16 protein-coding genes are annotated in these 20499 nt (G+C 57.3%); 4 read left to right on the top strand and 12 right to left on the bottom strand.

Features of this window, described 5'->3' with window-relative positions:
- Positions 1-9: 9 nt before the first annotated feature.
- The 3 genes from ACFFT4_RS12150 to ACFFT4_RS12140 form a co-directional block, all read right to left on the bottom strand.
- A complete protein-coding gene (locus tag ACFFT4_RS12150) occupies positions 10-855 on the bottom strand; it encodes a carbohydrate ABC transporter permease (protein WP_378047956.1) in 846 nt (281 codons plus the stop codon).
- Positions 852-1742: a carbohydrate ABC transporter permease gene (locus ACFFT4_RS12145; RefSeq protein ID WP_378047954.1), complete on the bottom strand. Its 891-nt coding sequence runs from the start codon at positions 1740-1742 to the stop codon at positions 852-854. Before ACFFT4_RS12145 ends, ACFFT4_RS12150 begins: the two co-directional genes overlap by 4 nt.
- A 99-nt stretch (positions 1743-1841) precedes the next feature.
- Positions 1842-3191 (bottom strand): ABC transporter substrate-binding protein, encoded by a 1350-nt coding sequence (locus ACFFT4_RS12140; RefSeq protein ID WP_378047952.1) that lies wholly within the window; start codon positions 3189-3191, stop codon positions 1842-1844.
- A gap of 192 nt (positions 3192-3383) precedes the next feature.
- Here ACFFT4_RS12140 and ACFFT4_RS12135 point away from each other — a divergent pair, with 192 nt between their 5' ends.
- Together ACFFT4_RS12135 and ACFFT4_RS12130 are read left to right on the top strand one after the other, a co-directional pair.
- Positions 3384-5162, top strand: coding sequence for a cache domain-containing sensor histidine kinase (locus tag ACFFT4_RS12135; RefSeq protein ID WP_378047950.1), 1779 nt, complete (start codon positions 3384-3386; stop codon positions 5160-5162).
- Entirely contained in the window at positions 5159-6706 is a 1548-nt protein-coding gene (locus ACFFT4_RS12130) for a response regulator (RefSeq protein ID WP_378047949.1), read from the top strand. The genes ACFFT4_RS12135 and ACFFT4_RS12130 overlap by 4 nt, the downstream gene beginning before the upstream one ends.
- A gap of 166 nt (positions 6707-6872) precedes the next feature.
- Here ACFFT4_RS12130 and ACFFT4_RS12125 read toward each other — a convergent pair whose 3' ends face one another.
- From ACFFT4_RS12125 to ACFFT4_RS12105, 5 genes are all read right to left on the bottom strand, one after another.
- On the bottom strand, positions 6873-8348 hold the full coding sequence (locus ACFFT4_RS12125) for a sulfatase family protein (RefSeq protein WP_378047947.1): 1476 nt from the start codon (positions 8346-8348) through the stop codon (positions 6873-6875).
- A 63-nt stretch (positions 8349-8411) separates the two neighbouring features.
- Positions 8412-9245: a carbohydrate ABC transporter permease gene (locus ACFFT4_RS12120; protein ID WP_378047945.1), complete on the bottom strand. Its 834-nt coding sequence runs from the start codon at positions 9243-9245 to the stop codon at positions 8412-8414.
- A gap of 1 nt (position 9246) precedes the next feature.
- Positions 9247-10227 carry a carbohydrate ABC transporter permease gene (locus ACFFT4_RS12115; RefSeq protein WP_378047944.1) on the bottom strand — a complete coding sequence of 327 codons (981 nt, stop codon included), beginning with the start codon at positions 10225-10227 and terminating at the stop codon, positions 9247-9249.
- 39 nt (positions 10228-10266) lie between these two features.
- Positions 10267-11781 (bottom strand): ABC transporter substrate-binding protein, encoded by a 1515-nt coding sequence (locus tag ACFFT4_RS12110; protein ID WP_378047942.1) that lies wholly within the window; start codon positions 11779-11781, stop codon positions 10267-10269.
- A gap of 96 nt (positions 11782-11877) precedes the next feature.
- Positions 11878-13248 carry a response regulator transcription factor gene (locus ACFFT4_RS12105; protein WP_378047940.1) on the bottom strand — a complete coding sequence of 457 codons (1371 nt, stop codon included), beginning with the start codon at positions 13246-13248 and terminating at the stop codon, positions 11878-11880.
- Positions 13249-13369: 121 nt separating this feature from the next.
- Between ACFFT4_RS12105 and ACFFT4_RS12100 the strand changes: the two genes are divergently transcribed.
- The gene (locus tag ACFFT4_RS12100) at positions 13370-15190 is read left to right on the top strand and encodes a cache domain-containing sensor histidine kinase (protein ID WP_378047938.1); all 1821 of its coding nucleotides are present in this window, start codon (positions 13370-13372) and stop codon (positions 15188-15190) included.
- 257 nt (positions 15191-15447) lie between these two features.
- Here the strand turns inward: ACFFT4_RS12100 and ACFFT4_RS12095 are convergent, their stop codons facing one another.
- Both ACFFT4_RS12095 and ACFFT4_RS12090 read right to left on the bottom strand, forming a co-directional pair.
- Positions 15448-16452: an ABC transporter substrate-binding protein gene (locus tag ACFFT4_RS12095; protein WP_378047936.1), complete on the bottom strand. Its 1005-nt coding sequence runs from the start codon at positions 16450-16452 to the stop codon at positions 15448-15450.
- Between the two features lie 85 nt (positions 16453-16537).
- On the bottom strand, positions 16538-18187 hold the full coding sequence (locus tag ACFFT4_RS12090) for a helix-turn-helix domain-containing protein (protein WP_378047934.1): 1650 nt from the start codon (positions 18185-18187) through the stop codon (positions 16538-16540).
- Between the two features lie 184 nt (positions 18188-18371).
- Here ACFFT4_RS12090 and ACFFT4_RS12085 point away from each other — a divergent pair, with 184 nt between their 5' ends.
- Complete coding sequence (locus tag ACFFT4_RS12085; RefSeq protein ID WP_378047932.1) at positions 18372-19472, top strand: ABC transporter substrate-binding protein; 1101 nt, start codon at positions 18372-18374, stop codon at positions 19470-19472.
- 105 nt (positions 19473-19577) lie between these two features.
- Here ACFFT4_RS12085 and ACFFT4_RS12080 read toward each other — a convergent pair whose 3' ends face one another.
- Both ACFFT4_RS12080 and ACFFT4_RS12075 read right to left on the bottom strand, forming a co-directional pair.
- Entirely contained in the window at positions 19578-19802 is a 225-nt protein-coding gene (locus ACFFT4_RS12080) for an RpnC/YadD family protein (RefSeq protein WP_378047929.1), read from the bottom strand.
- A gap of 71 nt (positions 19803-19873) precedes the next feature.
- Positions 19874-20499, bottom strand: a 626-nt coding sequence (locus ACFFT4_RS12075) for an RpnC/YadD family protein (RefSeq protein ID WP_512699939.1), incomplete at its 5' end; no start/stop codon positions are given.

The following is a 20499-nucleotide window of genomic DNA, read 5'->3' as shown; positions in this document are numbered from 1 at the left end:
TGCCGCGCATCATCCTTTCACGGCTCCGGCGGTCAAGCCGGACACAATAAATCTCTGCGCCAACAGATAGATAGCCAAGAGCGGAAGGATCGTAATGAGAATGTCGGCGAACACCAGATTCCAATCCTGCGTATACTCTCCGAAAAATTTATACACGGTCATCGGCATAGACCAATGCTTGCTGTTCAGAAAAAACAGCTGGTTGTTGACCTCGTTCCAGGTGCTGATAAAGTTAATGACCACCACGGTCATCGTTACCGGCTTCAGCAGCGGAAAGATCAGACCGAATAACAATCTTAGCTGTCCGGATCCGTCCATAATCGCCGCCTCGTCCAATTCGCGCGGAACCGTCTTGATAAACCCCGTGTACAGAAACACGCTGAACGGCAGACAGGTCGCGATATAGATCAGAATCACGCCGGCGAACGTTCCGATCAGGTTCAAAGAGCTGAGAATCCAATACGTCGGCACAAGCGCCGCCGGGACGATCAATCCGGCCACGAGCAGATAGTACATAAACTCCGACATCCGGGAACGTCTGCGGCCGATGACGAAGGCGGCCATCATCGCCATCAGCACGATCAAGACGCAGGAGACGGTGGACATAAACAACCCGTTGAAGAAGGAACGAACGACGCTGCCGTCTTCGAATACAATGGCGTAATTGCTCCACTCCAGCTTGTCCGGAGGAAGGATGCCGAACAGATTGGCTTCCCGCCTCGTCTTCAGAGAGTTGATCACGACCATCCACAGGGGGACCAGAATAAGCAAGCTGGACACGAGCAGCACGGCTTCCGTCAGCCAGCGGAGCGGACGGGAAACGTGATCGATTTGAACCTCTTTGGCGGCGCTCACATCTCCACCTCCAGCTTGCGCGTAACGCTGAGAATCGCGATGCTGGCGGCGGTGACGATAACCGTAAATACAAGGCCCATCGCCGAGGAATACCCGAACAAACCGCTGCCGAAATATTTGAAGATGGAGGTCGCAATGACCTGCGTCCTGTCCATCGGTCCGCCGTTGGTCAATACGTAGATCTGCCCGAATACCTTCATGCCGCTTACCATGCTGAGCAGTCCGCTGACAATGAGCGATTGCGCGACAAGCGGGATCGTAATCGCGCGCAATCTCTGGAAATACCCTGCGCCGTCGATATAGGCGGCTTCATGGTATTCCTTGTTGATCGTCTGCAGACCGGCCAAAATGATGACCATTGCGAAGCCCATTCCCTGCCAGATCTCCATCGCGCATACGGCAAGCAAGGCGGTCTTCGCGTTCACCAGCCATTCCCTCGTCAAGAAGTCCAGGTGCACAAATCGCAAAAAGGCGTTAAGGATTCCGTGCTGCGGATTGTAGATCGCTCCGAACACAAGACCGGTTACAATCGTGCTTAGCATGTAAGGAGCAAAGAAGACGGTGCGCAAAAAATTCGTTGTCTTCAGCTTCATGTTGACGCCCAGCGCCATGAGGAAGCCGAACGCGTTGGTGAAGACGACGGTAACGAACGTGAACGTCAGCGTATTGAGCACGGCCCGGCCGAAGATCGGATCGCTGAACAAGAACCGGAAATTATGCAGACCGTTAAACGTCATGCTCTTCATATTGTTGGAATTCCAATCCGTAAACGCAAAGACGAAGCTCATCAAATTGGGGAAAATAAAAAAGATAAAGTAGACGGCGAGCGCGGGAAACGCGAACCAGAGCGGATAAAATCGCCGCTGCAATTGTCCTCTTGTTTTCAATGGACTTCCATCCTTATGCAATCTATTATGAATTGACCTCTTGATTGAGAGACAGCGGCGGACAAGAAGAACGCTCCGCCGCTGCCCCGACTGCCGCGATTACCAGCCTTCGATGCTGCGCGCCTGATTCAGCGGCACAATGGAGCGATACCAGTCATCGAACGATTGTTTGATCTCCTTGCCCATAAACATATCCTGGTGCAGCTTGCCCAGATCGCCGGAGTTCATCTCGAACGTAAATTCGTTGTTCCAGGCGTTCATGATCGGCATTTCCTTCGCGTATTCCTGCATCTGCTTCTCCCATGGGTTCGCTTCGAAGCTATCCATGCCTTTGAACGGCGGAATGCCCGGTTTTATCGAGAAATACGCTTCTTGCGCTTTATCGGACATCAGGAAATCGATAAATTCCTTGGCCGCGTCTTTATGCTTGCTGGATGCGCTGATATAGTTGCCGTTGCCCGAAGGAGCGATCAACGCGTGAATGTCGGTATCGCTTGCCGTAAACGGGAACATTCCGAGCTTGTCGACCGCCTCCGGGTAGTCCTCGGACATCGTGCTGTAATACTGGCTAAGCGTCGCCCACATGCCGACCTGGTCGGCCTCGAGCGCTTCGAACGCCATCTGATACGTGGCCGAATTGAAATCCTCGTTCAGGTACCCTTTATCCTTTAATGCCATAATTTTTTCCGTCGTTTCCACGATTCCCGGCACGTCCTGCAGCTTCACCTGATTGTGCAGCAGCTTGTCGCCGATCCCGTCCTGCTTGGCCAGCACGTCGGAATACGCCATCAGGAAGTAGAGCTGTGCGGACCAGGCGTCTTTGTTGTTCAGATAGATCGGCGTCACGCCAATCGCCTTGATCTTCTCCGCTGCGTCCACAAATTCCGTATACGTCCTGGGCGCCGATTCGATGCCCGCCTTCTTGAAAACCTCCTTGTTATAGACGATCCCCTGCACCTGGCTTCCGCCCAGCGGAGCGGTGATCACCTTGCCGTCGGACGGACGCTGATAGCGCTTGGGGAAGATCAGATTGGCGACCCACGGAGAATCGTCCAGCGATTCTATCAGTTCCCCCGGCAGCAACGTGCCGTTCGAATAAAATTGGAACACGTCCGGAGCGTCGCCCGAGGCGAGCTTCGTGCGGATGACGTTCTCATATTGATTGTCGGGAAACGTCGTCAGTTCCACTTTATTGCCCGACTCTTCTTCATACATCTCGATCAGCCGGTCAAGCGCCTCGTCCCGCCAGCCCTGGAAGGTTGTATAGGTTAGTGTGACCGGATCCTTCTTCTTGACTTCCTCTTTCTGCACGGCCGACGGCGAAGCAGACGGCGATTCCCCTGCGGTATTGCCTGCCGTATTGCCGGCTCCGTTGCCGCCGCACGCGGCAGCGAGCAGCAATACGCTCAAGGCAGCCGGTGCGGTAACGCGTTGAATCCATTTGTTCATGTCTGACATAAACCCCCTTGAAATTTGTTTGAATGCGGCATGTGAACGATTACATTACGAAATATACCTGATATTCGCCCGACTACCAATGGAGGATTCGGAAATGGAGCATGGATTATCGAATACTCTCGTAATGGAAAGCGAGATTATGTTGTATGATAGAATCACTTCATTGCAGAGGGAGCAGCCAGAATGCGGAACATCAGCTTTCATCATCGCACGTTTCTGCGGTATGCCTTCTTGATCTTCATTCTTCTCGCCGTGATCGTGACGATTTTTATCGCTTATATTCGCTCTTTGCTGCTTGAACGCGCCGAGGAAGGGGTCGTTCAATCGCTGCATAATGTGTCCTCCCAACTCGACGCCATGATTCGGGAAATGAACATTCTCTCCAGCCAGGTGGCTACCAGCCGCGAGCTGCACCAATATTTGACCAATGCCGTTCAATTCGATCCGGGCCGCGGCAACTATTTCGACGAATATAAGGAAGAAGCGGATTACGTTCGCAAAATATTGCTGGCCGCCAACACGCCCAAGCTGCTTGCCAGACGCATCATGGTGTTTACGGCGAATCAGTCCTACATCTCCAGCGGTTATGTCGGCGAAGAGGCGCGCGCGGTAAAAGCCGCCTATGCGGAGCAGCCGTGGATCGGCGACGTTCTGCAGCTGCCCAGCCGAAACTTCATGCTGCCCACCCGCCTCGATCCCTGGCTCTCTGACGAAGCCACCGTTCCGGTCGTCTCGTTCGTCAGGCCGATCCTCGCCACCTATACAAGCAACGAGCTGCTGGGCGCCGTCGAGGTTCAGCAGCCGTATTCCATGCTGGAGACGATCGTTCAGCCCGTCGCCGACGCGCGAATCTCGGCGTCCATTTACGACGCGGACGGAAATCTCGTGTATCCCTACGGGGAGCAGAAACATTCGACTACCGGCGAGAAGGAAGTCGTGTTTTCCCTGCGTTCGGATTTCAGCGGCTGGACGGTCGTACTTGCCCAGCCCGCCGCTCAATACAAGTCGCTCCTGCACGAGATTCAGCGCTTTATTTATGCGGCGGTCCTCTTCTTTTTTGCCGTCTCCCTCGCGGCCATCTACGGGCTGAGCTATAACCTGAACGCGCCGATTCGTAATTTGCGCAGCTATATTAAGCGCATCTCCATCGACAATCTGTCGCTGCAATTGAATACGAAATCCAATAACGACGAAATCGTGCTGCTTCACGAAGCTTTCGGGCAAATGCTCGACCGGCTGGATCAATCGATCAACGAGGCCATGCTGGCCAAAAACAGCGAGATGCAGGCCAACGTGATGGCCCTTCAAGCCCAGATGAACCCGCATTTTCTATACAATACGTTAATGGCGATCAGCGCTGCGGGCCAGGAGCTGAACAGCTCCAAAATCGTCTCCATGTGCTCCGAGCTGTCCGCCATGCTACGCTACGCGGCCAACTATCAAAATACGAACGTGCGGCTGAAAGAGGAGCTTGCCTTCGCCGAAAACTATTTGAAGCTCGTCAAATGGCGTTACGAGGAGCGCTTCACCTATGAAATCTCCATCGACCCGGACATGCGCGAGGCGCTTGTTCCCAAGCTGATCCTGCAGCCGTTGCTGGAAAACTGCTTCGCTCACGGCTTTCGCAGCGTGCGGCCTCCGTGGTGCATTCGCCTTACAGGCGTGCAGAAGGATCAGCGCTGGGAGATTAAAATCCGGGATAACGGAATGGGATTCTCGGAAGAAGCGATAGGCAAGCTGGAACGCATGAGCGAGCAGTTGGAGGTTTCGCTGAAAAGCGGGGGACCTTATCCGCTTCCCCAAGGCATTGGAGCTCTAAGTCTGCACAATATCTGGATTCGCCTCAAGCTTCTCTATGGCGAAGAAGGTTTTCTGCGTGCGGAGAACACATCGAAGGACGGAACCGTCGTTACGATTGGCGGCAAATCCGTCTCCTCAGAGGAAGGGGGAGGCACGGCATGATCCGCTGCGTCGTCGTGGAAGACGAACCGCCGATACTGAGAGCCATCGTGCAAATGATCGAAAGCTGCGATCCCCGATTCCAGGTCGTGGACACGGCCTTCGACGGGGAAGAAGCCATGGAGGTATTGAAGAAAACCCGGCCGGATGTCGTCTTTACCGACATCCGGATGCCGATCATGGACGGTCTGCAGCTGCTGCGGGAGACGAAGAGCCTGCCCTGCAAGCCGCTGACGGTCGTGCTGAGCGGCCATCAAGAGTTCGAATATGCGAAAGAGGCGTTAAAGCTGGGGGTGCACGACTTCCTGCTCAAGCCGATTTCCCGCGATTCTTTGGTTGAGCTGCTTGACGGCCTGGCCGACATCTGTCTGCAGGGAGCGAGAGAGCGGCAATTAACCCTGCTGAAAGAGTGGGTAGACAGCGGAACGCCCAACGTTCCGTCCCGGGAAGCGAAATCGCTCTTCGCCCCTTATCGCGAGGCCGCTTATTTGCTGGTCTGCGTCGGCTCGTTCCAATCCTTCCCCACCTCTTTGACCCTCTCCTTCCGGGAGTATTGGAAGCGGCATCCGATAGAGCGGCTGCTCCCGGAGGAACCGCGGGGCGAACGCTGGATCGTGGACGGCCGCAACGACAACGAGAAGGTGCTGATCGTCTCCGCCAATGCCGGAGACGGCCCGGCGGAAAGCATGCTGGAGACGGCTGCCGGAAAGCTGTACGAGGAACTGACCCGATACGATTGGCCGGTCACCCTGGTGAAAGGGAGCCGCGCGGTGGACATTTCCGATCTGGGGTTTTACTTGCAGAAAGCGCGGATCGTGCTGAACCACAGCAGCCGCTTCGGACATTCCACAATTACGGCCAATGACTTCGAAGAACATTCTCCCGCTCATTTGGCGCCAAACAACCAGATGGAGGGCATCTTTCAGAAGCTGAACCGGCAAAGCCCGGAATACTTCAAGCATGAGCTGAGCAAGCTGATCGACGCGGCGAACGCGCAGCGGCTGCCGCAAATCCGCCTGGAGCATGCGCTCAGGCAATTCATCCAGACAATCGTCCAAATGCTGGACGCGGACGCCAAGGGACAACTCGTCCACACCGATCTGGTCATTCGGGAATTGGTCAGTACGTCCCCTTCCTATCGCTCTCTGCATGCCGGCATGTGCCTCCTTATCGACGAAATTTGCTCCAGCGGCCTCCTCAAGTCCGATGTCAGGGAAAGCCAGGAGGAATGGGCGGAGCGAATCGAGCAATATATTCAAGCGAATTACCACAACCCGATTTCGCTGCAAAGCCTATCCGATACTTTCGGGTTCGCGCCTTCTTATTTAAGTCGAATTTACCGGGAGCACAAGGGACAGTCTCCGATCGATTACGTCATTAAGCTGCGCATGAACAAAGCCAAGGAGCTGCTGCTGCTGGAGCCCGCTTTGCCGTTGAAGCAAATTTCGGAAGCGATCGGATACGAGGATTCCTTTTATTTCAGCCGTCTATTTAAAGCCCAGACCGGCAGCAGTCCGTCCGAGTTCCGGAAGCGGAAAAGCCCGTAAAGAGGCGCGTCGACCGGCTGCAGCAAAATATCAAGCTGTCCAAAGCGACTCTGGGAATTCCTCTCTAGATCTCGCAGCAGCAAGAAGTCGTACTCCACCGGCATGACGAAAGAAGCACCTGCCTCCTTCCGGGCAAAACCTCGGAGAGACAGATGCTTCTTCTTTGTTAACGCCGATTCGCGCGGAACGGGACGGCGTCGCAGGTTTCCTGATAGAACGTCAGCAGCCGGTCCTTGAGCTCCGCCAGCACATCCGCCAGCGCGGGATCGTCGATCCGGTTGGTCGTCTCTCCCGGATCGCCGCTCAAATCGTACAGCTCATCCGGTTCGTAGAATCGCCTGACATATTTGTAGTCGCGCGTGCGGCACATCACCGCCTTCGTATGCTCCGGCCCCTCCTGCAGCTGCCACTGGATGCGCGGCCAGTACAAGCCTCCGCTGGAGCCGACCGAGGCGCTTTCGCGCTCCATGCACTGCTCCTCGCCATGCAGCCTGCCGCCCTCGCAGAAGACGGCGTCGCGATGAACGTCCGTCTCTCCCGCGATCAGCGGCAGCAGCGACCGGCCGAAATGCGTATGCTCCGGCCGCAAGCCCGCCAGCGCTTCCACCGTTGCCGGCAAATCGACCAGCTCGACCAAGGCGTCGCGAATTCCCGGACGAACGGGAACGTCCTTCGGCGGCTTGACGATAAACGGCACCCGCGTCAGACAGTCCTCGAACGTATTTTGCGTTTTCTCGACCAGCCCGTAATCCCCGGTAAAATCGCCGTGATCGGAGAAGAAGAAAACGGCCGTATCATCGTACATGCCCTTCTCGCGCAGCGCGTCCAGCACCATGCCGAACTGCCGGTCGACCCGGGCGCACATTCCGTAATACGTCGCGCGCAGCTCGTCCCAGCGCTCCTCCGTCCAGCCCTGAAGCCCCTGCTTGTCATGGATGCCCGCAAGCAGGCTCGGCTTGCCGTCCCAACGCTCGGGGGCGGGAATGCGCGGAGGCAGCTTGCTTCTGTCAATCATGCTGAAATACGGTTCTTCGACCCCGTAGGGAGGATGCGGATACAGCAGCGGCAGGTAGATGCACAGCGGCCGGTCTTCCGGCGCGTTGCGAATCTGCTCGATCGCGCCGAGCACGTTCGCCCAGTCGCTGTCGTAGTAATCGTCCTCCCCGTCCGGCGTGTCGCGTCTGCCGGCGTAGAAAGAATAATAGTTGTCTCCGTCCGGCGTTCCCCGCCACTCGTCGGCGGCATGCAAATTCGTCTCCCGCTGCGGCGGACGCTCCGGCTCGTATTTTACGTCGCAATAATCCTCAAAACCGTTCTCGGCGGGAACCAGATCGTTCTTGCCGCCCCACCAGACGAAATACCCTTCGTCCTTCAAGGCTTTCAGCAGCACCGGTTCGTCCGGCTGCATCATGTGATACATCGTGCGATGACCGCGCACATGCGGATACCAGCCGCTCATGAAGGAGCAGCGGCTCGGCGTGCAGACCGGATTCTGGCAGAAGGCGCTGCGGAACGACACGCCGTCCGTCCGCGTGACCCGGTCCAGGTTCGGCGTGACCGCCGCCGGATTGTCCAGATGCCCCATTGCGTCGCCGCGCCATTGATCCGGGTTGAATAACACCAAATGCGGCTTTTTAGCCATATTCCGCAACCTCCCGTACGTGATCGGCCGTTGGCCGAATTCGTCGTTTCATTTTGCCGCCCGTCAGCCTTTGACCGATCCCGATATGCCTTCGATGAAGAAGCGCTGGAACACGATGAAGACGACAATGACCGGCACGACGGCGATCGAGGCGCCTGCCGCCATGCCCGACCAATCGATCGTATGCTCGCCGGCGAACGCATACATCCCGACCGCCAGCGTGCGCAACTCCGGCTTGTTCAAGCTGAAAATCAACGGAACGAAGAACGAGTTCCACGTCCAAATAAATTGCATGATGGCCGTCGTCGCGACAATCGGCTTGGCCAGCGGCAGCATCACCCGGAAGAAGGTGCGCAGGAAGCCGCCGCCGTCCATCTCCGAAGCTTCCTCCAGCTCCTTGGGCAAGTTCTGGAAGTACGTCATGTACAGCAGAATGAACAGCACGTGCGCGCCGGACGACTCGGCCAGAATGATGCCGGGCATCGTGTTGAGCAGTCCCAAATGCTTGATGATCTGATAGATCGGGATAATGGTATAGCCTTTGGGAATAAACATCGTGGCCGTAATCGCCAGCACGAACAGCTTGTAGCCCGGAAACCTGACGCGGCCGAGCGCGTAACCGGTCAACGCGCACATGACGATCACGATCGCCACCGTCGAGCAGGTAATGATAACCGAATTGCCGAAATAGGTCGAGAAATGGCCCGTCTCCCAAGCCCGGGCGTAATTGGCCCACTGGGCTTTGTCCGGCAGCAGCTTAAAGCCCGAAACGATAAACTCCGTGTTGGTCTTTAAGGAGGAGGAGACGATCCAGACGAACGGATAAATCCAGACGATGCCAAGCGCGATCAATATCAGATGGAGGGCGGCATGTTTGACGGAAAATCGAGCGGTCACGTTACATCCCTCCCGCGGATTGTTTGGCGGCCCGCGATTTCCGGCTGTCGCCGGTTCGCTTGCCCAGCCAGCCGAGCAGCGCCGTGATCGCGAAGATCGTCAGGCCGAACACGATGCCCGCCGCCGAAGCGTAGCCGATCTGCGGAAAGCCGCTCGTGCTGAACGCATAGTTGTAAATGTACAAGTCCACCGTCTCCGTCGCGAAGTACGGTCCGCCATCCGTCAGCGTCTTGACGAGATCGAACACGTTCATGCTGTTGACGACGGTCAGAAGCAAAATGACGACCCCCACCGGCACGAGCAGCGGCAGCGTGATGCTCCGGAACGTCTGGAGATAATTGGCGCCGTCCACCTTGGCCGCTTCGTACACATCCCCCGGAAGCGACTGCAGCCCGGCCAGCCAGTACACCATCATCATGCCGAAAAACTTCCACGAGCCGACAACGATCAGCACGCCCATCGCCGTCCCCGATTGACCGAGCCAGGGGATCGGTTCGGAGATCAGGCCAAGCGCCTTCAGCGCCTCGTTGACGAGAGCCTGATCGTTGCCGAAGATGAATCTCATAATTATGCCGACGATCGACGTCGTAGCGACGACGGGCAGAAAATACATCGTCCGGTAGAATACTTTGCCCTTGAAGAAAACCTGATTCAGCACAAGCGCCATCAGCAGCGTCGTCGGCATCAGGATCACGATCTTGGCCGCGATAAAAACAAGGCTGTTGCCGAACGCGTTCCAGAACATCTCGTCCTTAAGCAGCCGGGCGAAGTTCTCGAAACGAACGAAGTTGGACAGCGGTCCGAAGCCGCTCCAGTCGAAGAAAGCGTACACATAGCTCATCACGATCGGATAAATCGTAAAGACGATAAAGAAAACAAGCTGCGGTAAAATAAACAGATACGCCCACAAATAACGCACGGTTTCCCGTTTCAGCCGGACGGCCGGCTTGACCGGCGTCCGGGCAGCCGCAGGCACGTTCATCGCGTTCCCCTCCTTGCGCCGGTGGGACGAACCGGGCAATTACTTGCCCAGCTCGTCGTACTTGTCCTGCGAATACGGCTCGAACGGCGTCCAGTTCGGGAACTTGAAGTCGTCCGGACCGACCTCTGCGCCTCCGGCTTTTACCCTTTCCAGCGAATCGTTCAAGGCTGCGTTGTAATCGGCGCTCAGCTTGCCCAGCGTCTCCTCCAGATCCTTGAATTGTCCGGTCATATAGCCCTCGAAAATGTTGCCGAGAGTCGCCTTCGGCTTCTTGCCGTTCAATTCCGTGTTCACCTTCACCGTCGCCGCATTGCGGGTATATTGGTGCGGGGACAGAATAAAGGTCTCGTCCTGGATTTGCTGGGCCTGCGCGAACTGCGGATTGTCCGTCTGCGTCGATTCGTTCTGCGCGATAATCGGCGAGCCTTCGACCCCGTTTTCCATCTGCAAGGTGTAAATGCGGTCCATGTAAAATTGCAAGAACAGCTTCGCTTCCTCGTAATGCTTCGTATTTTGGCTAATGTGAACCGACGCCTTCGTCTCCCCCTGGAACGCATAATATTGCGGCTTGCCGTCCTTGGTCGGCAGCGGAGCGACGCCGAATGCGTCGAATTGGTTGTTCCCCTGCAGCTCGGAGGTCAGGAACGTGCCGTCGATGTCGAAGGCCGCCTTGCCGCCCGCAAACATGGAAGACGCTTCGCGGTAATCGATGACAAGGCTGTTCGGGTGCAAAATTTTGTCGTCCTGCAGCTGCTTGAAAAACTTCATCGTCTCGACAAGGCCTGGCGAGTTAAATTCGTATTCCCCCGTATTGTAGTTGAAGCCTTGATAAGTCCCGTTATTGGGCAAAATGTTCGGGGTGATGGCGGTCGCCATCTGCCCGATGAAGCCTTCCGTCAGCCAGGCGGTTTTGACTCCGATGATCAGCGGATAGACGTCGCTGCCGACCGCTCTGATCTTGTCGCTGACGGCGACCAGCTCGTCCCAGCTTTTGGGCACGTCCGCTTCGGTCAGACCCGCTTTCTCCAGCACGTCTTTGTTGTAGTACATCACATGCGCGAACCGCCGAGGCGTAAAGTGGGGCAGCGCGTAAATTTTCCCGTCGATCGTCGTAAAGCCTTCGGTCCAGGTTCCGTCGTAAAACGCCTCCCGCTTCTCCGCGGGAACGACATCGTCCAGATCGCGAATCAGCCCCAACTGTACCAGTTGATCGATCGGCACCGCGGCGGAGTTCGCAAAAATGTCCGGCAAATCGTTGCTTGATGCCGCCGCCTGCAGCTGCGCGTTATACTGGTCCCCGACCAGGGTCGGCATCATATTTACCGTAATATACGGGTACTTCTCCTGAAACTCCTTGATCGCCTGCTCGAAAACCGCCTGGGATTCCGGCCAGCGATGCATGAACTTCAAGGTGACCGCTTCATGCTCGCCCTGACCGCTCTCCCGAACCCCGGTCTCCCCCTTCGCCCCGCTATCGGACCCGCCGCTGCACCCCGATAACGCGGCGCCTGCGGCCAACAAGGCCAGCAGGCCGACTGACAGCGCTTTTTTCATCGATGAACGCCTCCCTATGTGTTCGTTACATTAGGAAGTATAGCAAGCGGCTTCCGCCCGCCGTAGACGAATAAATTAGCAGGGCGTGTGATTTTTTTAACACTCTGTCCGTTTGCGGTACTCCGACGGCGTAAACCCGTGCGCTTGCTTAAACAGCAAAGCGAAATAGCGGTAATCCGTATATCCGACCTGTTCGGCAATGTCCGCCGCCTTGCGGTCCGTCTCCGCCAGCAGCTTCGCCGCCTGCTTCATCTTCTCGCGAACGACGAAGCGAACGAAATTTTCTCCGGTCTGCTGCTTGAACAGGCGGCTTAACGTGACGGAATGCACCGACAGCGAAGAAGCGACGGACTCGAGGCCGACCTGGCCGCCGATCTGTCTGCGCACAAGGCGCATCGCCCGTTCCACCAGGTCGTGCGGCTCGGCCTGCTCCGCCGCGATCAACGCTCTGACGCCTCCGACCACGAACGCCTCGATCCGGTCGCGAAGCTCGCGCCAGACGGCATACCGGTCTACCCAGGAAGTCCAGTACGCCAGCTGATGCTCCTCGACGATCGCCGCGCCGAATTTAGTCGTCAGCGCTTCGTCGAGGGCAGCCATCAGATAAGCGCATTTTTGGCGCACCTGCGGCGCCGAGAAGCCTTCGACGAACGCCAAATAGGCCGTCAACCGCGCTGCGAGCCGGTCGGGGTCCTGATCCTTGACCGCCTGCAAAACCGCCTGTCTGAGCTGGGTTTCCCGCCTTTGCTCTTGTTCGCTCAGACGACGCAAAGCTGTGCCGGTCCCGTAAAACCGGTCCGTCTCCCACCGCTCCGCCTCGTGAAGCAGAGCGGCCGCGAACTGCTCGGGCTTGGCGAAGCTGCCTTCCTCCGACCAGCCGCACCTGCTGACGAAGCCGCGGGCAATGCCGTTGTAGCGAAAAGTGAAAATGCGCCCCGCCGTCTCTTCCCCTGCCGCGCCGCCCTCTTCCGTCAGCCGAACGCGTTTGGCCGTCCATTCGTCGAACCACATCTCCGCCTCGTCCGCGCCAAGCAGTTCCAGGCCGATGCCCTGATCGGCCAGTTGCCCGGCCCCGTTTTGAAAATCGGCCGCCAGCTTCTCCTTCTCTTCCCGTTCAATCGCCGTTAGCAGCTCCCGCAGCTCGTCCGGATCGATCGGCTTGAGCAAATAATTGACGGCCCCGTTCTGCAGCGCCTTCCTCGCGTATTCGAATTCGTTATAGCCGCTCAGCATGACGACCCGCGTCGCCGGCAGCTCGCTTCTAATGCGGCTAAGCAGCTCAAGCCCGTCCACGTCCGGCATCAGAATATCCGTAATGACAAGATGCGGGCGTATCCTCCTCACCTTGTCCATCGCCTCCAAGCCGCCCTCCACATCGAACACTTCAAGCCGGTCCGACAAGCTTTTCAATTTGAATACGACGCTGGATCGAACCGCGCTCTCGTCGTCAATGACGCAGATTCTCATGGATGCCACGACCCCTCGCAAGGAATTTGAACCTTCGGCAACGAATTAAGCTTACACCGTTGCATGTTCATCATATCGATTCAGGGAGCGGTATTCAATTGTTCGGAAAGGCGGCATCGCAATGCTTGACAGCCTTAAACGCAAGTTCAGAGCCCGTTCGCTGAGAAACAAATTGTTCGTGCTGCTCATTCTGATCTCCCTTTTTCCGACCTTGATCGTCAGCTTCCTGTCGCAGCTCTTTTTTCTCCGTTCAGGCACCGAATACGCGTCCGCGATCTCCTCGCAGCTGATCGATTACATGTCCGGCGAGATCAACGGCTATTTGGCGGACATTAACGGCAATTTGGACACGCTCGCCATCGACTTCGAATTTCAGAAGTATCTTTCGGTTCCCGCAGACAACATTCCCGGACAGGCCCAATACGCGATCAACTTTCGCCCGCTGCTGCAGCTGATCATTCAGTCCAAGAAGGAAATTGTCGGCGCCCTGTATCTGGATCAATTCGGCAAAGTCTACTCGGAGTCCAAGACGGGCCACAGGCTGTTCGACTATTCCTTCCGCGCGGACGACCGTTACGGCGGCATTTACGACATGACCCAGGAGGGCTTTATCCCGCCGCATCCGCTCGCTTATATGCTTCCGCCCGATTCGAACAGACAGGTCGTCACCTTCGTCAAGCCCGTGATCGACCTTCGCAGCAACGCGGTCTACGCCTGGCTGTCGATCGAGATCGACGCTGCCTGGCTGCAGGGACTGATGGATCATACGCAGCTCGGCCGCAGCGGTCTTGTCATGCTCTACAACGAAACCAGCGGAGAGCTGTTCCAATTCGGGGAAGATGAGGCGGTCACCGAGGCGCTCCGCCAGAGCTTGGCCGAAGGCCGTCTGTCCTCGGAGAAATATACGCAAACCGTCGACGGCATAACGTATCAAATTTTGTCCAGTCCGATTCCGCTGGCGAACTGGACGCTCGTCGGCGCCGCGCCGCTGAACGAGCTGACCCGGGGCGTCGAGCAGGCCCGGCTGATTACGGCGATCGTCGCCGCCGTCAGCCTGATCGTCGCGCTTATCGTCGCTTATCCGTTTATGGGCATGGTGCTCAGACCTCTGCAGCGGCTGAAAGCCGGCATGCAAATGCTGGGACACGGAACCTCCGTGCCGATCCGGCAAACCGCTTACGACGAATTCGGCTTCCTGATCCGGACCTATAACAAGATGCTGGACGATCTTAACCGGATGAGAGAGGAAGTGATTCAATCCAAGCTGAGCGAGAAGGAGAAGGAGCTGCTCCAACTGCAGGCGCAGATCAACCCCCACTTCCTGTTCAACACGCTGGAGACGATCGAATCCTACTCGCTGCACAACAACGGGGAGGCGGTCAGCGACATGCTGAGATGCGTATCGCGGATGATGCGGTACAACGTCAGAGGGGACGGGGGGAAGGCCCCGCTTAAGGAGGAAATCAAATATACGCAGGATTTTCTGAACATTCACTCCTATCGCTACGGCAAGCGGGTCAACGCGCAATTCGCGGTCGCCCCGGAGCTGCTGGAGATGCCGGTCATGAAGCTCAGCATTCAGCCGCTTGTCGAAAACGCGTTAAAATACGGCTGGTCGCCAACCGCCGGGAACGACGACTTCCTTATCCGCGTATCGGTCGAGCTGGATAACGGTCGCGTCCTGTTCGAAGTGGCGGACAACGGCCGCGGCATGTCGGACGACGTATTCGAACTGCTGTCCAATCTGGGCGACGGCGAGGACCGGAGCGGCGACCCGTTCTTCCGGCAGCATACGGGGATTTTGAACATTTACCGCCGCTATGCGCTCGCCTATGGCAGCGACTTCGCGATGACCGTGCTCCGGGGAACGGAGGACGGCCGCGGTACTCGCATTTCGATTCGGGTGCCGATGCCTGCTTCTTCGCTCCCTGGACGGGTGTAGTCGGTTTCTCACAGCAAACAGGCGCGGACGATCCGACCCGATTGGCCGCAAAACCAAAGGCGCCGTGCGTCAGAGCGCAGCAGGATGGCGCTCGTCCGCCACGCGCCGCAGCAAGGGACTGGAAAAAAGGAGATAGATGCGACTTGCACCCTTCCATCGATCATCGTTCGGTACGGCTCTTTGTACTTATGGGACAACCCCTTGGCATAATTGCGCGTATGTGGGGCAGGCAGTCGCCCGTCGACTCGAAGGCAACCCTATCGGCTCAGTTGCTCCAGCGCCTCGTCCACGACCTTGCCGGTCGCGATCAGCCCGCTGTTGATCCAATAATCGTAGTCGGCCTGGAACACGCGGTTTTGCTGCACGGCGGGAAGGCTCTGCCAGAGCTTGCTGTCCGTCATTTCCTTGGCGAAAATCTCCCCTTCCTCCTCCGTGATCATGAAGATCGCGTACGCATCGTCCAGCTCGGGAATCTTCTCAAGCGAGAGCTCGTCCCGGGCCTCTCCTCCCGCGTCCTTCACCAGCTTGGTCGGCGTCAGCCCAAGATCCCGGTAAAGCACCTTGCCGCCGTAATATTGATCTCCCAGCAGCGAGAACGTCTTGCCGGCGACGTCCACAAGCGCCACGGGCTTGTCCCCGATCGCCGCTTGAAGCCGTTCCTTCGCATCCGCCGCCTTGGCCTCGTAATCGGCAATGGCCTGCTCGGCGATATCCGACTTGTTCAGCAGCTCGCCCAGCGTGCGCAGCGTCTTCAGCCCATCGGTTCCGGACATGGCGAACGAATAGGTTGGAGCGATCTTCGCATATTGCTCGTACGCCCCGTCGTTGCCGAGGAACGAGGCGAACAGCAGAATCAGATCCGGGTTGTGCGAGGAGATGTTCTCCGGATCAAGCCCGCCGGCCCCGAAATCGATCTTCGGCAATCCGTCCAGTTGCTCCTTCAAATAGCTGATGACGTTGTCCCCGCGCGTCCACTGGGCTACCGGCTTGACGCCGAGCACCGTCAGCGGGTCCTCCAGATATGGCGCCCAGATGCGCTGCGGATCGGCGGGAATCTCGACCTGGTGTTCGGCTTCGTCCGTAACGATCCGGCTCTGCGTCTCCGCCGAAGCGCCGGCCCCGCCGGACGGCGTCGGCGAGACGGAAGCCGTCCCAGGCGACGCGGTAGCCGCGTTGCCGTCGTTCGATCCGCCGCAGCCGCTTGCCGCCAGAGCGACGATTCCGAACAGCAGCAGCAGTGATAATTTCCTTTTTACAACCAAATTCTCCGCCCCCAATTGATAATATTTCTCAATTACAGGGCCATTATAATATGATCGGATCGCCGCTGCCATGGACAAAACGCCGCTATTCGACTGGACGTTTCGCCGCGAACAGCTTTAACGCCTCATCGATGACGGCATTGTGGGCGAACGCCGTATACTCCAGCCAAGGGAACGGGGAGATCCGCTGCACCCGCTGGCTTCGGACCGCGCGAAGACGCTGCCAGTGCGCCGAGCTCCGCAACCGGCTCCAAGCCGCACGCGAAGCCTCGTCCTCCCAAACCATCAGCAGAATGCGGTCGGCTTCGAACTCGGCCAGCCGCTCTGCCGCGACCTCCGCTACATCGTCGATCTCCGCCACATTCCGCGCCGGGTGCAATCCCAGATCCTCATACAGCACCGCGCCGATATTTCTGCGGCCGTAGACGAGCAGCCGATCTTGAGAGACGCACATCGCCATGACGGTCTCTCGGCCGACCGATGCAGACAGCCGCTCGCGGGCCGCGGCCGCCTTGCGGCCGTAACCGCTCAGAAACCGCTCCGCCTCCTCCGATCGCCCGATGAACGCCGCGGTCGTCCGCAGCTGCTCCCGCCAATCGCTGTCCGACCAAGGCGTGAACAGAACGGGGGCGATCCGATCCAGCCGCTCCCGCAGCAGTCGGTCCTGGAAGCCCCCGCCGATGATCGCGTCCGGAGACAGCCGTCCGAGCTCCCCGAGCAGCTCGTCGGCCTCCGCTGCGAACGGGTCCGTCCGAAATAGCGGAAGCTCGATGCGATAATAGGAGCGATAATAAGCCGACCATCTGTCGTTTAATGCTGCCGCCGCCGGCCTTACGCCCAGCGCGAGCAGTTGGCCCACTGCGGGATAACCGAGCGCCGCAATCCGGCGGTCCCGGCTTTGGGCGTAAGCCGAAGGCGCAAGCCCGACGCGTTTCTTGAACAGCCGGCTGAAGTAGAACTCGTCGCGATACCCGACTTGATGGGCAACCTCGCGAACGGAACGATCGGCCGAGAGCAGCAGGCGGCGGGCCGCTCTCAGCCGCGCGGCGGTCAAATATTCCAGCGGCCCGATCCCGTATCGGCTGCGGAAGCGCTCGCGAAAATGCGTCGCGCTGCTGCCGGCCCATCGGGCCAGTTGGCCGACCGTCACGTTCTCGTTGTAGCGATCGTGCATTCGTTGCCTCGCCGCCTCCAGCGGATCTCCGGCCTGGCGGCGCCCATGCTCGCGTTCGTCGCGAACCATCCGGTAGACGAACTCGAGGAACAAAGCGTGCAGCCGAAGCCGCGCCAGTTCGTCCGCCGTCTCCCACTGCTCCGCCAGACGCTCGCCCAGGGCAACGGTTGACTCCTCCGCCGGGACGGCGAACCATCCGCTCATTCCAAGAAGCTCCGTCTCCGCTTTCGCATTTAACGAGTCGCCTTCCGCTTTCCGAGCCGGGCGATGCACCGCAAACTCCAGCACCAGCAATTCCAACAGTTCCTCCGCGCCGGCTGCTGCCGCCACCTCGAAATGCTGTCCGGGACGCACGCCGCAGATGCGTCGCTTGCACAGACGAGCCGAACTGCCGTTCAGCTTCGCGCGTCCTTCTCCGGCGACCGCGATCGCCAACAGATGGCGATCCGTCCGGCAGGCCTCCCACTTCATGCCCTTCGTCAACCGCACCCGCTCGATACGCCAAGGCAGCAGCCAGACGCCCTGCGCCAGCTCATCCACTGCGATCGCCCCTTTCGTCATCCGTCCGATTCCAGCCTATCTCTATTCCTTAACCATTATAGCCGATGAGGATGGCTTGCCCTAATCGAAATGGATCCCTTTTCGTACGCAAATTACTTTTATTTACAACCGGACAAATCCGCTCTATACTGATAATGATAATGATATTGATAATCATTATCAAAATTAGACGTGGGGGTAAAGTATGCTGCCGATAAAAGAAAGCAACCCAAGTAGGACCGCTCGCTGGAAGGAACGAAGAACATATGCATGGAGCTTGACGCTGACGCTGCTTGCGGTCCTGTTAACCGCGTGCGGAAGCAATGCGAATCAAGCGGCGGGTGACCAGCCGTCGGCAAGCGATGGCGCCGCTTCCAAGCAAACCAGCCAGCCGGCACAAACGGATTCCGCTGAGGCAGCAGCCAATCCGGAGGGCAACACAACCAAATCCGTTAAGCACGATTACGGTGAGACGGTCATTCCTGTCCATCCCAAGCGTATCGTCAGCTACCTGCAAGAGGACATTCTGCTGGCGTTGGATGTGCCTTTGGTGCTGGCGTACAGAAAAGAAGGAGATTTTTTGTACGAGGAGCTGCAGGAGAAGAACGTTCCCACCTTCCAATCCGGAAGCGAACCCAATTACGAAGCCGTATTGGACGCGCAGCCGGATTTGATTATTATTTCCAGCGGCTTCCCCGATCAGGCGGCCTATGAGAAGCTATCCAAAATTGCCCCAACCCTCGCTTACGACCGGGATCAATGGCAGGAGTCCATCGTGAAGATAGGCCAGGCGCTTGGTCTGGAGGATGAGGCGAACGCGATTCTCCAAGCCTATCGGAATAAATTAAAGCAGGCCCGGGAGACGATCATTCAAACGGTCGGCGCGAATAAAACAGTCGCTTTGGTGCGAACTTCGGAGAAGGAAGCCGAGCTGTTCTTTCCGGACTTTTCCTTCGGCAACGTCTTATATCACGATCTGGGTCTGACTCCCGCGACCAGCATTACGGATCTCCGGAAAACGACCGAAGAGACATGGGGCATTACATTGTCTCTGGAGAAGCTTCCCGAGTTGACCGCCGATTATTTGTTCGTCACGGCGGGAGGCTCCATGTCCCCGCCGGAAGTCTATCAAAAAGCGCTGGATACCCTGACAGGAGTAGAAAAATTACAGGTGTGGAAAGCGATTCCCGCTGTAAAGCAAAACCACAAGTACAATGTATCCGCAAGGCGTTGGATGCTCAGCGGCCCGATCGCGGACAGCGCCAAAATTGACGATGTCGTACAAGCGCTGACGGACGGCAAGTAATCCGCGCAGGCGGCACATCCAAAAGCTCCCGAACCGCCGCAAGGCTAATTCAGGAGCTTTTTTTTATCCAGGCACTGCTCAAGCGGGGATCTTCTTTCGCCGCCCTCAAAGATCTGCCCGTAACTGATCAATCTTATCCAGAGAGAAGCCCGTTACGCGGGAGATCAGATCAGGATCGAGTTGCTCTTCAATCATCCGCTTCGCAACCTGTTCCTTCCCCTTTAGCTCGCCTTCAATCTTGCCTTCAATCTTGCCTTCAAGCCTGCCCTCGAGTTTACCCCTAAGCTCACCCTCACGCTCAATATCGTCCAAAACCTTTTCCAGCGACATATACGTTGCATCTCCCCCTCACGTTAGAATAACGCCCTTGATCCGCTGTCGAAATCAAGGGCGTTATCCATTTATTCCGTTCCACTTTGCTCATCTTTGCGTAACTGATCAATCTTATCCAGAGAGAAGCCCGTTACGCGGGAGATCAGATCAGGATCGAGTCGCTCCTCAATCATTCGTTTCGCAACCTGTTCCTTCCCCTTTAGCTCACCTTCCATCTTGCCTTCAAGCCTGCCCTCAAGTTTACCTCTAAGCTCGCCCCTTAGCTCACCCTCACGCTCAATATCGTCCAGCACTTTTTCCAGCGACATATTCTTTGCATCTCCTTTCATGTTTTGGATTAACTGCTGCACGTTCGGTTCATTCTCCGGCAGCTTTTGCAGAAAAATATTGGCCATCCACGCCATAAACTTCTGCTGACTGTCCTCCGGCATTCGCTGGATTGTCCCCATCAGCTTGCCCAGTCGGTTTAACAATTGCTGCCTGTCTTCCGTCTGGTCCAGCAAAAACACAGACCCGATGGTGTTGGACAACGACAGCAGCTCGTCTTCTGTATATCGCGCCACATCAATAAACAAATATTCGAAATTCAACAACTCCGCGCCAAACATCTCTTCATTGGCCAGCAAGCTGCGGAACTGCCGCTCGGCGCTCCACTTATAGGAATAGGTAAGGAGAATCTTCGACATTACTCGGT

Origin of the sequence: Cohnella cellulosilytica, assembly GCF_042431195.1 — a bacterium.
In the GTDB taxonomy this organism is placed as follows: domain Bacteria; phylum Bacillota; class Bacilli; order Paenibacillales; family Paenibacillaceae; genus Cohnella; species Cohnella cellulosilytica.
Note: the sequence above shows the minus strand (reverse complement) of the source record. Positions and strands in the feature narration are given on the sequence as shown.

What these genes read in the sequence shown, in the direction of transcription:
- ACFFT4_RS12125 (WP_378047947.1), bottom strand. Translation starts at nt 8,348, where the DNA reads ATGGCTAAAAAGCCGCATTTGGTGTTATTCAACCCGGATCAATGGCGC.
- ACFFT4_RS12135 (WP_378047950.1), top strand. Translation starts at nt 3,384, where the DNA reads ATGCGGAACATCAGCTTTCATCATCGCACGTTTCTGCGGTATGCCTTC.
- ACFFT4_RS12130 (WP_378047949.1), top strand. Translation starts at nt 5,159, where the DNA reads ATGATCCGCTGCGTCGTCGTGGAAGACGAACCGCCGATACTGAGAGCC.
- ACFFT4_RS12140 (WP_378047952.1), bottom strand. Translation starts at nt 3,191, where the DNA reads ATGAACAAATGGATTCAACGCGTTACCGCACCGGCTGCCTTGAGCGTA.
- ACFFT4_RS12085 (WP_378047932.1), top strand. Translation starts at nt 18,372, where the DNA reads ATGCTGCCGATAAAAGAAAGCAACCCAAGTAGGACCGCTCGCTGGAAG.
- ACFFT4_RS12115 (WP_378047944.1), bottom strand. Translation starts at nt 10,227, where the DNA reads ATGAACGTGCCTGCGGCTGCCCGGACGCCGGTCAAGCCGGCCGTCCGG.
- ACFFT4_RS12100 (WP_378047938.1), top strand. Translation starts at nt 13,370, where the DNA reads ATGCTTGACAGCCTTAAACGCAAGTTCAGAGCCCGTTCGCTGAGAAAC.
- ACFFT4_RS12110 (WP_378047942.1), bottom strand. Translation starts at nt 11,781, where the DNA reads ATGAAAAAAGCGCTGTCAGTCGGCCTGCTGGCCTTGTTGGCCGCAGGC.
- ACFFT4_RS12105 (WP_378047940.1), bottom strand. Translation starts at nt 13,248, where the DNA reads ATGAGAATCTGCGTCATTGACGACGAGAGCGCGGTTCGATCCAGCGTC.
- ACFFT4_RS12080 (WP_378047929.1), bottom strand. Translation starts at nt 19,802, where the DNA reads ATGTCGCTGGAAAAGGTTTTGGACGATATTGAGCGTGAGGGTGAGCTT.
- ACFFT4_RS12090 (WP_378047934.1), bottom strand. Translation starts at nt 18,187, where the DNA reads ATGACGAAAGGGGCGATCGCAGTGGATGAGCTGGCGCAGGGCGTCTGG.